At 30.9% G+C, this 11454-nt stretch carries 12 protein-coding genes and 1 tRNA gene; 7 read left to right on the top strand and 6 right to left on the bottom strand.

Translation table 11 applies throughout. The annotated features are described in order from the left end of the window. Window positions 1-23 precede the first annotated feature (23 nt). The 5 genes from AADI82_RS10125 to AADI82_RS10105 form a co-directional block, all read right to left on the bottom strand. Window positions 24-629 (bottom strand): MarR family winged helix-turn-helix transcriptional regulator, encoded by a 606-nt coding sequence (locus AADI82_RS10125; RefSeq protein ID WP_341216326.1) that lies wholly within the window; start codon window positions 627-629, stop codon window positions 24-26. A 54-nt stretch (window positions 630-683) separates the two neighbouring features. Further along, complete coding sequence (locus AADI82_RS10120) at window positions 684-947, bottom strand: DUF2024 family protein (RefSeq protein WP_341216325.1); 264 nt, start codon at window positions 945-947, stop codon at window positions 684-686. Window positions 948-997: 50 nt separating this feature from the next. Next, a complete protein-coding gene (locus AADI82_RS10115; protein WP_341216324.1) occupies window positions 998-1231 on the bottom strand; it encodes a thioredoxin family protein in 234 nt (77 codons plus the stop codon). 207 nt (window positions 1232-1438) lie between these two features. Continuing rightward, a complete protein-coding gene (locus AADI82_RS10110; RefSeq protein WP_341216323.1) occupies window positions 1439-1762 on the bottom strand; it encodes a metalloregulator ArsR/SmtB family transcription factor in 324 nt (107 codons plus the stop codon). Beyond that, a complete protein-coding gene (locus tag AADI82_RS10105; RefSeq protein ID WP_341216322.1) occupies window positions 1752-2183 on the bottom strand; it encodes an SRPBCC domain-containing protein in 432 nt (143 codons plus the stop codon). Before AADI82_RS10105 ends, AADI82_RS10110 begins: the two co-directional genes overlap by 11 nt. A 377-nt stretch (window positions 2184-2560) precedes the next feature. Here AADI82_RS10105 and trxA point away from each other — a divergent pair, with 377 nt between their 5' ends. The 4 genes from trxA (at window position 2561) to AADI82_RS10085 (ending at window position 4679) form a co-directional block, all read left to right on the top strand. Next, window positions 2561-2878: a thioredoxin gene (gene trxA, locus AADI82_RS10100; protein WP_034041826.1), complete on the top strand. Its 318-nt coding sequence runs from the start codon at window positions 2561-2563 to the stop codon at window positions 2876-2878. A gap of 80 nt (window positions 2879-2958) precedes the next feature. After that, window positions 2959-3498 (top strand): ATP-dependent Clp protease proteolytic subunit, encoded by a 540-nt coding sequence (locus AADI82_RS10095; RefSeq protein WP_341216321.1) that lies wholly within the window; start codon window positions 2959-2961, stop codon window positions 3496-3498. A gap of 96 nt (window positions 3499-3594) precedes the next feature. Beyond that, on the top strand, window positions 3595-4524 hold the full coding sequence (locus AADI82_RS10090; RefSeq protein WP_341216320.1) for a DUF58 domain-containing protein: 930 nt from the start codon (window positions 3595-3597) through the stop codon (window positions 4522-4524). Between the two features lie 81 nt (window positions 4525-4605). After that, window positions 4606-4679 (top strand) — tRNA-Asp (locus AADI82_RS10085). Between the two features lie 182 nt (window positions 4680-4861). On the opposite strand, the gene AADI82_RS10080 is transcribed toward AADI82_RS10085, so the two are convergent. Then, the gene (locus tag AADI82_RS10080) at window positions 4862-8458 is read right to left on the bottom strand and encodes a T9SS type A sorting domain-containing protein (protein ID WP_341216319.1); all 3597 of its coding nucleotides are present in this window, start codon (window positions 8456-8458) and stop codon (window positions 4862-4864) included. A 416-nt stretch (window positions 8459-8874) separates the two neighbouring features. On the opposite strand from AADI82_RS10080, the gene AADI82_RS10075 reads away from it, so the two are divergent. The 3 genes from AADI82_RS10075 to AADI82_RS10065 form a co-directional block, all read left to right on the top strand. Continuing rightward, on the top strand, window positions 8875-9474 hold the full coding sequence (locus tag AADI82_RS10075; protein WP_341216318.1) for an RNA polymerase sigma-70 factor: 600 nt from the start codon (window positions 8875-8877) through the stop codon (window positions 9472-9474). 87 nt (window positions 9475-9561) lie between these two features. Next, on the top strand, window positions 9562-10716 hold the full coding sequence (locus tag AADI82_RS10070; protein ID WP_341216317.1) for a FecR family protein: 1155 nt from the start codon (window positions 9562-9564) through the stop codon (window positions 10714-10716). Between the two features lie 100 nt (window positions 10717-10816). Next, the coding region (locus AADI82_RS10065; protein ID WP_341216316.1) for a carboxypeptidase-like regulatory domain-containing protein at window positions 10817-11454 on the top strand (638 nt) is incomplete at its 3' end.

Genomic DNA, 11454 nt, shown 5'->3' with positions numbered 1-11454 from the left:
CCTCCTCACAATGACAGCTTATATTAAGCTTTCCCCTCAAACTCACCACAATCAATCCTAATCTCAGAATTCTGTAATTCCTTTTCCAATAAATTACAAAAATGTTGGTTGTCATTTTTTTGATAAAATTTACAAGCATAACATGTTCGCTGAACCGTTAAAACACCAATTTGATTTAATTTATAAATAAATTTACTAAGCGTTTTAAAAGTAGAATCTAAATCTTCATTTTCAATTCCGTTTAATTGCTTTTTTAGAGGATGTGCAAAATTTTCGGTTTCGGAAACTATTGCTTTTCCAGAATCCGATAATTGAATCGCATAACTTCTACTATCAGAAGTAGAATATACTTTTTTAATGAATCCTTTATTCACTAAAACTTTAACAGCATCACTAATGGTGGGTTTTGTAACGTTGAATTCTTTAGCTAAATGGCTCACATTACAAAATTCAACTTTATGATAATTTATAAAAATGAGGATTTGAATTTGAATAGGACTTAAACCTAAAAGCTTTGCCTTTTCCCAAAGCAATACTTTAAAAGCTTCAGAAATACGCTCTAAACCGGCAACAATCTTGTTAGAAAGATTGGTTTCTTGATGTGTTGGATTAAAAATATTATCATTCATAAAAAATGCCTGCCAATGTTAGATTGACAGGCAAAGTTAGTAATCCTAATTAAATTAGTCACAATTTTCCATTTCAATAATCGAAAATCCTTTGTTTTTAATGTCATTTACAGTAGCATCTGTAGCCTGTTCAATATGGCAAAAGTTGCAAATTTTTGATGATATACTTTCTGTTTTAAAAGTTTTACCTTTTAAATAGCTCGTGCCATAATTTAAAATGATTTGTTCGTCATCTAAACTGTTTGGTACAAGTATGTCAAAATGCATTAATTTACCATCTTCTCTTTTTACGTATGTATCCCAAACAGAAATTTTCATAGTTTACATTTTTTATTTTAAATAGGACTCCTAACTAATGGAGTTGAAAATTATCCTTTTACAGCTTCCATTGAAGCACCAAAGTTAATATGAAGCACATTTCCATTTGGAGTTACCAAAGCGGGAACCGATTTTACACCAGCATTTTCTGCTTCCGAAATTCTTGAATTGTCTTCGCCAAAATGTACAATATCTACATTTTCTGCTCCTATTAAATTAATAATGTCGTGTTCTGCACTTATACAAACAGGACAACCTGCGTGATAAAAAATGGATTTACTCATAATATATTTGTTTTAATTATTATTAGAAAACAAATATAGTAAGGAATCCTAACTAAATAAAATATTTTAACATTTATTTTAATTTTAGTGTCATTCTGAGCTTTTTATTAGAAAAAAACGTGGGAATATATTGGTCGATTAATTTGAGTTTTTAGTTTCAATATTAACAGATTACTATATCCTTTGCCCTTGCAATAACGATTTGTTTTAAGCTTTATTATCTAAATAATTGCTTAAATTGTTCAGTTTATTATCCCAGAATTTTTCGTAGAATTTAACCCACTTATTCACTTCTTGAAGTTCACTCGGATTAGCATTACAGAAACGTTCTCGTCCTTGAGTATTGATATTTACTAAGCCAGCTTCTTCTAGTGTTTTAATATGTTTAGTAACGCCTTGTCTTGTCATTTCAAACTGATTTGAAATTTGAGTTATAGATAATGCTGAAGTTGCAATTACCAAGGCATGAAAAATGTCACGCCTTGTTGGGTCTGCAATAGCTTTGAAAAGTTTAGTGATTTTATCCTGCATTGACTTCTTGTTTTAAGTAGCTTGTTAAACCAGAAATGCAATTATCCCAACCACCGTTAAAACTTTCAAACATAGCTACAGCGGTTTCACCAGCATAATTAGTAATTCCAGAATGCTCTAAAGTTAATTTTGTTCCGTTTTGGGTTGCTTCAAGTTCCCACTTTACAGTAGTTTCTACTTTTGTATCAGCTACAATCCAAGTATATATAAGTATATAAGGGTTTGCTTCTTTTACTTCGCCGCTTATAACCGTACAACCTTTTTCATTTGGAGGAGAAGTAAAGGTGTATTGATATCCGGGTTCTGCTTTAAAATCGGCTGGGATAAACCAGGTTGAGATTTCTTCGGCTTTTGAAATGGCATTCCAAACTTTGTCTATCGAATGATTAAATAGTACTTCTTTTTTAATTGAATCTTTCATAATTGTTTGATTTTTGATTAATACGCAACTTTATGGTTGCTAAATTAGATTAAATGTTTTTAATACGCAACTTTTTAGTTGCTTAATTAAATTTTTATGCTGGGTTCTGCATTGCGCAAAGAATAGTAGCCCTTCGACTCCGCTCAGGATAAACTTTAGCTTTTGGCGAGGAGAGCATAGAACCAAAACTATTAGTGGATAGCCTGACCACTTATACTGAGCGTAGTCGAAGTGTTGTGGTTGCGCCAAAAAAAAAGTAAAATAACCTAAACTAATGTAGCTATAGGTAAAACAAATTGTTAGGTTGTAAGCTATAGAAAATATTTTGACTAAATTTGTAAATAAATTTAAAGTAAAACAGATTAAAATATAAAATTATGGCATTAGAAATAACAGATGCAACGTTTGAAGAAACAGTTTTAAAAAGTGACAAGCCTGTATTGGTAGACTTTTGGGCAGCTTGGTGCGGACCATGTAGAATGGTTGGACCTATTATTGAAGAAATTAGCGGCGAGTACGATGGTAAAGCTGTTGTTGGAAAAGTAGATGTTGATGCAAATCAAGAATTTGCTGCAAAATACGGTGTGCGTAACATACCTACTGTTTTGGTTTTTCAGAATGGAGAAGTTGTTGGTAGACAAGTTGGCGTAGCTCCTAAAAATGCTTATACTGATGCTATTGATGCACTTTTATAGTAGATAATTAAAAAAAGAAAAATGAAAAGGTTTGCCATTTATGGTGAACCTTTTTTTATTTTAGATGCAAAATAAATATTATGAGTAAAAATAAAGTTCAGGATGCTATTGATAGCAAATTAATTGAAGCACGTAAAGTGTTTTTGTGGGGACAAGTTGATGATGATTCAGCAAAACACGTTGTTGATAGATTATTGTATTTAGATGCTTTGTCTAACGAAACTATACATTTATATGTTAATAGTCCAGGTGGTTATGTAACATCTGGATTCGCAATTTACGATTGTATGAAATCTATTAAAAGTCCGGTATCTACAATTTGTACTGGCTTTGCTGCTTCTATGGGATCGATTATATTATCGGCAGGAGAAAAAGGTAAACGCTTTATACAACCACATGCTCGTGTTATGATACATCAGCCAAGTGGTGGTGCTCGCGGACAAGCGAGTGATATTGAAATTACAGCAAAAGAAATTGTATTAACTAAAGAATTAAGCGCAAAAATATTAGCTGATAATTGTGGGCAAACTTTTGATAAAATAATGAAAGATTTTAATCGCGACCATTGGATGGGAGCAGACGAATCTGTTGCTTATGGTATTGTTGATGCGGTTATTTAGAAAACAGAAGATAGAGAAGAAAAAAAAGAAGAATTTTAAGTTTGTTTTTAGTCTTGTTTCTTGACTCTAACAGCGAATTAGTCTAAGATCTAAAACATGAATTTACAGCACGAACTTAATAAAGCCAGTGGGTTTAAAAATTTAGAATTGCTTGCAAAACAAGTGGTGGAGGGGTTTATTGCTGGCATGCATAAAAGCCCGTTTCATGGATTTTCGGCAGAATTTGCTGAGCATAAAATTTATAATCAAGGAGAAAGTACACGGCATATAGATTGGAAATTATTTGCGAAAACAGATAAGCTTTATACCAAACGTTATGATGATGAAACCAATTTACGCTGTCATATTATTATAGATAATAGCAGCTCGATGCATTATCCAGAAATGGATAACTTTTCAATAGATAATCTAAATAAAATAGGATTTTCGGCATTGGCTTCGGCGTCGTTAATGCACATGTTAAAAAAACAACGCGATGCTGTAGGTTTAAGTATTTATAGTGATAATTACGATTTTTATTCGCCAGAAAAAGGAAGCGAACGTCATCATCAAATGTTACTAGGTCAACTTAGCAATGCTGTTATTTCTAAATCTTTAAATAAAACTACCGAAACTTATAAATATTTGCACGAGATAGCAGAAAAAATTCATAGGCGTTCTATGATTTTTCTGTTTACCGATATGTTTCAAACTTCGGAAGATGAAACAAAATTATTTGAAGCTTTACGTCATTTAAAGTATAATAAACATGAAGTTATTTTATTTCATGTGTTTGATAAGGAAAAAGAATTAAAGTTCGATTTTGATAATAAGCCCAAGCGATTTATTGATGTTGAGACTAAAGAGTATATTAACTTGTATGCTGATTCTATTAAAGAAAATTATAATGCTGAGGTAAGCAATTATTTTGATGCATTACGCTTAAAATGTGCTCAATATAAAATCAAATATGTTGAGGCAGACATTAATAAACATTTTAATAATGTGCTTACAACTTATATGGTAGAGCGTCAAAAATTTGTTTAGTAATATTTTTATGCAAAAAACACTAAAAAAGATTTGAGATATAAAAAAAGCCGTGTATATTTGCAACCGCAATAATGCAACGGTCTGGTAGTTCAGTTGGTTAGAATGTCGCCCTGTCACGGCGAAGGTCGCGGGTTCGAGTCCCGTCCAGACCGCAAAAATTGCAAAAAAGAAAGCTCTGAGAAATTAGGGCTTTTTTTGGCAATTAATACGACGTTGTGTTGTTTCTAGAGAAATCTAGAACGTAGTTATACCAGAGTTTATTTGGTATTCCAATGGAAAGCTTTCCTTTTTTCTTTATTGAAGATTGGGATGCTTTTTTGTTTTATGGAGGTTCTTATTTTTTTACAACCTTTTTAGTTTCGATAGTTCCATTTACGTCTTCTATTTTTATAAAATAAAGCCCAGTATTTAATGAAGAAACATCAATTGAGGTTTTGTTGACTTCTGATAAAACAACTTGCCCTATATTATTATGAACTTCTAATTTACTTATTTGTGTTATAGAATTAATATTTAAAACTCCTGTTGTTGGGTTTGGATACACATAAAATTTAGAAATTAAATTATCTTCTGCACTTAAAGAACTTGTTATTTCTGTAGTAACCATATTTGTTACAATTGCTGGGTTGAAATCAAAGAAAATATCTGCTTGATTAGGCATTATGTCACCAACTATAACATCACTTTTAGGTTTTATTTTATAAGCTATAAAACCATGGGAATTAGGTTCATCGGTTGTACTATCAGGTAAATAAATACCATTAAAAATAAAAGACACTTGATTACCGTCTTTAATTTCTACACGGTTTGTATGACTTGAACTTTCTAGTTGCATTGTAGTCCAGTCTAAATTAGCATCTAAAATATTATTTACTTTTACATTAATAGCAGAAGCTGTACCTGTATTTTGAAAACGGATAATATAATGCAAATATTCATCAGCATCATCTATTAAAATTTGGTCACCCTCTAAAACTTGAATATCATTAGGGTCATAAGAACCAATTACAGTTTGGTTTAAAGTAAATACATTATCATTTTCTGTATTGTCTCCCGAAATGGGATTTATAGTTGCTGTAAAACTTAAAATATCTCCAATATTAGTTGTTGGTGGAACTAATACATTAAAATCTAAATTAATAGTTCTTGTTTCAAAAGGATTTAAGCCACTGTAATTAAATGTGAATGAATTAGTGGTTTGAGATGATATTGTTTCACTTGCGGTTAAGAAACTTAGTTTTGAATTATCAAATTCCAGAACAATTGCGCCACTTAACTGGGTTGTTCCCACATTATGAAAAACTAATTGGTAAGTAGTATCAAACCCAGGTCTTGCTTGAGTGATTGGCAATATGCTTATGTTTACATCATTAACAGTTTGATTGGTTTCAAGACAAAAGTCGACCATATTTGAGTTGCCTAATGCAGGGAAGTTTGATATGAAGGAAATTGGATTTATATTATAATAATTAGGCAAGACCGAACTAATGCTGGTTGTAAAGTTTCCAGCATTAGTGTAAACATTATAACTTCCATCATTCTGTGTAAATGTGCTAAAACTATTTGTACCATTATTAGAAACGACCATTACATTTGACACTACAAAATCGTTAATATCACATCCGTCGTTATTTTTATCTAATTGTATAGTGCCACTAATTGTATTGCCTAAATGACCAAGATTTTCATATATTACTATCGACTGGGACGTTTGGGCACTGACTATATCCAAATTACCATCATTGTTTAAATCAGCGGTGTAAATTCTTCCAGGAACCCAAGAACTAATTGAAGTTGGGATATTTTTTACTGTGCTAAAATTACCAGTACCGTCTAAATTTTCATACCAAGCTACCTTGTCTTCAGCGGAAGCAGCAACTATATCCATATCTCCATCATTATCAACATCAGCTGGATAAGTAGATTGAACTAATCGAGAATTAGAATTAATTGTTATAAAATTACCACTAAAATCACCTAATCCATCAATGCCTTTATACCACATAATTTTAGAATTTCCTGAATAAGGATTGGTAGTGGCAACAACATCCTTTTTACCATCATTATCAAAATCTGCGATAGAAGCAGAATTTACACCATCTAGAGAACTTGAATTAGTATTGGTTATAGAACCTCTGTGTTGTAATCCATTGTTATTTTCTACCCAATTAATAGAACCAAAATTACCACTTCCGCTATCATGAGTGTAAAGTAAGTCTAAATCTCCATCCTCATCTATATCACCTAGGCTTAGTGATTTTATTTTATTATGATCCCGACGTATTATATTCTTGTAACTAAAATCGCCTTTGCCATCTAAGTTTTCAAACCAATATATATCACCTAAATCTTCAGAGGCAGCTACAACATCAATATCTCCATCGTTATCAAAATCTGCTGCACGAACTAGTGATACAAAAGCTGATTCAGAAATCTTTATCTTTGCTCCAAAATTGCCTTTACCGTCTAAATTCTCATACCAAGCTAAGGTGAAATCATCTCTTGATGCAGAAAGAGCATCTAAATCTCCATCACCATCTAGGTCTGCTGCAAATACTGATTGGACATTCATGGCTTTACTTGTTATGGTTTTCTGAAAGCTATAATCCCAATGTCCACCTAAATTTTCTTGCCAAGCAACAGTATTGTAATGTTTTGCAGCATAAAGCAAATCAAGATCCCCATCACCATCTAAATCATATGGAAAAGCCTCCCAAGAAGCATCTGTGTTACCAGCTATCATTTGTTGTATGCCAAAACCCCCTTTGCTATCAAGGTTTTCGTACCAAGCTATATTATTTTTACTAGACGTTGAAACCAAGTCATTATCTCCATCATTGTCAAGGTCTATAATATTAATAGTACTTGGTTTTTCCACATTGGTTGTTATGGTTTGTGGAACACCAAAATTACCAGAACCATCTAAGTTTTGATGCCATATGATCTTATCATTCGTTGATGTATTGTCTATGCGACTTATAAGCGCTGAAGTGTAAAGAATATCAATAAACCCGTCATTATCAACATCGCCTGTGTTGATAAAAGTTGGATCTTCTACAACATCAGATATTACCTGTTGAACACCAAAATCACCTAAGCCATTGATATTTTCGTACCAAAAAATTTTATCTGTTCCATAAAGGGAATTATTTGACGATAGAATATCCATATCTCCATCATTGTCAAAATCTGCTGCCATTACTTTAAATACATTATCAATATCGGAAGAAATAGCTTTGTGTTCACTGAAATCACCTTTACCGTCCAAATTTTCGTGCCACCCAACATCATTGAGACTACTTGAAGCAGAAAGAATATCATTATCTCCATCTCCATCGATATCAGTTGCATAAACTGAAGCTATGCCAGCATTGAGTGGAACTAATATTCCATTGTTAAAATCACCTTTGCCATCTAGGTTTTCAAACCAATAAATGTTACCATTTGACCAAGAACCAGAAATAACGTCTATATCTCCATCTCCATCAATATCAGCTGCATGGACAGTCTTAACACTACGCATATAGGACGAAATAATTTGTTCAGCACCAAAATTGCCTTTACCATCAAGGTTTTCATACCAAGCAATTTTATGAAGATTAAACGAACTTGAAAGAACATCAAGATCTCCGTCACCATCTAAATCGGCAATAAATATTTCCTGTGGGTTAGCGATTTGATTTTCAGTAATTATTTTTTGGTCACTAAACTTGCTTAATTGACTCGTATTTTCATGCCAAGCAATTTTGTCATTGGTTGCAAAAATTATGTCTAAATCACCATCATTGTCAATATCTCCCAGAATAGAAGTTAATATAAGGTCACGATTACCAATGTTGTTTGTAGGGATGACATGTTCAACAAACCCAATTTGGGCGTTAATATTAGTGAAAAAGAAAAAAAATATGAGAAGGAGTAGTTTTATTTTCATATGAGTTAAAAGAAAAAGGTTACAAATTCAAATATATAAACTAGCCTATAAATTAAATGATTATGCAAGTTAAGTTTGATTAAAATTAGTTAAAAAGAGTAAAACATGGGATGTATAGTAATTACTGTTAGAGTTACAAATCTAAATGGCTGTTAATTTATTAATTATTCACATTAATGGAATAACAGAAGTATTGCTAAAAAGCTCTGAGAAATTAGGGCTTTTTTTGGTAATTAAAAGAAGTTGTGTTGCTCCCGAAGGTAATTCGGGACGTAGTTATACCAGAGTTTATTTGGTATTCCAATGGAAAGCTTTCCTTTTTTCTTTATTGAAGATTGGGATGCTTTTTTGTTTTACGAATGTATCGAATAAAATATTTTATTTACATTTGTTATAGTTCGAATGAAAATTAACTAATGAGTTTTAATAAAATTAAAGATCAAAAATTAATTGAACGTCTTAAACAAGGTGATGAAGATGCTTTAAAACTAATTTATAATTTATATTGGGAACAATTATTTATTTATGCATTTAGCCTCTTAAAGAAACGTGAAATTTCTGAAGATGTAATTCAAGAGGTATTTATTAAAATTTGGGAAAAAAGAGATGTACTTGTAATTAAAACAACATTAAAAGGCTATTTGTATACTTGTGTTATGCATAAAGTATATGATCTTTTTAGAAAAGATAAAAATGCATTTAGTGAAGAGGTGCTACAAAACTTTGATATAAAAATACAAACTTCAACTCCAGAATCGAGACTCATCTATAAAGAGCTAGAAGCACAAATAAATGCGGTTGTAAATACTTTGCCCGAAAAATGCAAAAAAGTTTTTAAATTAAGCAGAGAAAATCAATTAAGTCACAAAGAAATATCTAAACAATTAAACATTTCTACTAAATCTGTAGAAGCCTATATTACCAAGGCTTTAAAAATAATTAGGCCATCACTTATTAACATCTCATACTTTGTCCTTTTTTGCAATTTTTTAAAAAGCTTATTAGTTCTAAATTAACTTACCATAAACGAATATTAAAATAATCTAATTTTTATTTAGGGATTGCCCTCTTTTTTTCGTCTTATATATAAAAGAGGTAAATTCGTGAGTATTCAAGATAAAAATTATTTGCAATTATTAATTAGTAAACTCCAATCTGGAGTTATATCTGATGATGAAATTAAGTTTTTATCTAATTTTTTTGTAAATCAAGAAAATAAAGAATGGCCAATTGATATTGAATTAAAAGACGAGTTGAAAAATCAAGTTTTTCATAAAATTCAATTAAAACTAAAAGAAGAAAATTTAAAAAGCATAAAGCATACTCCGTTTTATAAAAAAGGCTTTTTTAAATATGCTGCAACTATTTTAATATTAATTTCAATATCAACTACTTGGTTGTTTAATAAACATGAACCTCAAGTAGAAGAAATTAAATTACCAACAAGTAATAGGATAGAAGTAGGAACAGACAAAGCTATTCTAACTCTTGAAGATGGAAAAAATATTGTGCTAGAGAAAGGACAAAATTATTCTACAAAAAATGTAAAAAGTACTGGTGATAAATTAATTTATGATAATAAAGCTAATCCAAAACCTAAATTAGTTTACAATTACTTAACCATACCAAGAGGCGGGCAATTTTTTCTGCAGTTATCAGATGGAACAAAAGTATGGTTAAACTCAGAGTCTAAGCTAAAATACCCTACTAGTTTTATTGAAGGAGAAAAGCGGGAGGTAGAATTAATTTATGGAGAAGCCTTTTTTGATGTATCTCCTAGTACTCTTCACAAAGGAGCTTTGTTTAATGTGAAAAGTAGAATGCAAGAGTTAGAAGTGTTAGGTACCAAATTTAACATCAAATCATATCAAGATGAAAATATTGTATACACAACTTTGGTAGAAGGTAAGGTAGAGGTAGACAATGGTTCAGAAAATGTTTACTTAAAAGCAAATCAGCAATCTCAAATTAGTTTATCTAACAAAAACATAATTATAGAAAACGTTGATGTATATAATGCAACTTCTTGGGTTAAAGGCGTTTTTAGTTTTGAAAGTAAGCCTTTAAAAGACATTATGAAAGTACTCTCGAGGTGGTATGATATGGATGTTGTATTTGTAGATAAAGAAGCTGAGAACATAAAATTTGTAGGAATATTAAGTAAAAATCAAAAAATAGAAGACATATTAATAAGCATTAAAGAATCTGGATTTATAAATTCGTTTAAAATAGATGGAAAGAAAATAATACTAAAATAAAAAAAGAGGGCTAAAGTAGACATTTAGCGGTATCCAACTTTTGCTCCTCTTAAGTCTGTAATAATCAATTAATAGTTAACTAACTAAAACATGCAAATTTATGAAAATTAAACCAACTACTTTCTTTTTCTTAATAAGAAAAAGAATTCTAACCATCATTATGAGAACTTTTGTATTCTTATTGTGTTCATTATCATTTGGATTTTCTTCAGCTGATATTTTTTCACAAAATACCAAAATAGAAATCATAGATGATACAACACTAACCGTAGACGAAGTCTTTAAAATTATTAAAAGACAAACTGATTATAGATTTATATATCAGGAAGACATGTTTAAAAGCTTTCCGAAAGTTTTTATTAAAAAAGGAATTATTCAAGCAAATCAATTACTAGATAAAAGCCTTAAACAAGGAGATTTTATTTTTTCTATTGCAGCCAATAATACAATTATTATAAAAGCTAAAGAAGTATTAGCTAATACAGGTGTGCAACAAAGGGTTGTTAAAGGTGTAGTTACAGACGGACAGTTGCCTTTACCTGGAGCTAGCGTTGTAATTAAAGGCACTCAAACGGGTGCGCAAACAGATTTTGATGGAAATTATTCTATTAAAGTTAATGATGGAGATATTCTTGTGTTTAGTTATGTGGGTATGATTACTCAAGAAGTACAAGTTGGAACATCAAATGAAATTAATGTTAAAATGACTGCTGATACGGCACTTGACGAAGTTATAGT

Origin of the sequence: uncultured Wocania sp., assembly GCF_964021735.1 — a bacterium.
Lineage (GTDB): Bacteria > Bacteroidota > Bacteroidia > Flavobacteriales > Flavobacteriaceae > Wocania_A.
The sequence above is the reverse complement of the archived record's forward strand: the minus strand, read 5'-3'. Positions and strand labels throughout refer to the sequence as shown.

What these genes read in the sequence shown, in the direction of transcription:
- AADI82_RS10090 (WP_341216320.1), top strand. Translation starts at nt 3,595, where the DNA reads ATGAATTTACAGCACGAACTTAATAAAGCCAGTGGGTTTAAAAATTTA.
- AADI82_RS10125 (WP_341216326.1), bottom strand. Translation starts at nt 629, where the DNA reads ATGAATGATAATATTTTTAATCCAACACATCAAGAAACCAATCTTTCT.
- trxA (WP_034041826.1), top strand. Translation starts at nt 2,561, where the DNA reads ATGGCATTAGAAATAACAGATGCAACGTTTGAAGAAACAGTTTTAAAA.
- AADI82_RS10080 (WP_341216319.1), bottom strand. Translation starts at nt 8,458, where the DNA reads ATGAAAATAAAACTACTCCTTCTCATATTTTTTTTCTTTTTCACTAAT.
- AADI82_RS10120 (WP_341216325.1), bottom strand. Translation starts at nt 947, where the DNA reads ATGAAAATTTCTGTTTGGGATACATACGTAAAAAGAGAAGATGGTAAA.
- AADI82_RS10075 (WP_341216318.1), top strand. Translation starts at nt 8,875, where the DNA reads ATGAGTTTTAATAAAATTAAAGATCAAAAATTAATTGAACGTCTTAAA.
- AADI82_RS10105 (WP_341216322.1), bottom strand. Translation starts at nt 2,183, where the DNA reads ATGAAAGATTCAATTAAAAAAGAAGTACTATTTAATCATTCGATAGAC.
- AADI82_RS10115 (WP_341216324.1), bottom strand. Translation starts at nt 1,231, where the DNA reads ATGAGTAAATCCATTTTTTATCACGCAGGTTGTCCTGTTTGTATAAGT.
- AADI82_RS10110 (WP_341216323.1), bottom strand. Translation starts at nt 1,762, where the DNA reads ATGCAGGATAAAATCACTAAACTTTTCAAAGCTATTGCAGACCCAACA.
- AADI82_RS10095 (WP_341216321.1), top strand. Translation starts at nt 2,959, where the DNA reads ATGAGTAAAAATAAAGTTCAGGATGCTATTGATAGCAAATTAATTGAA.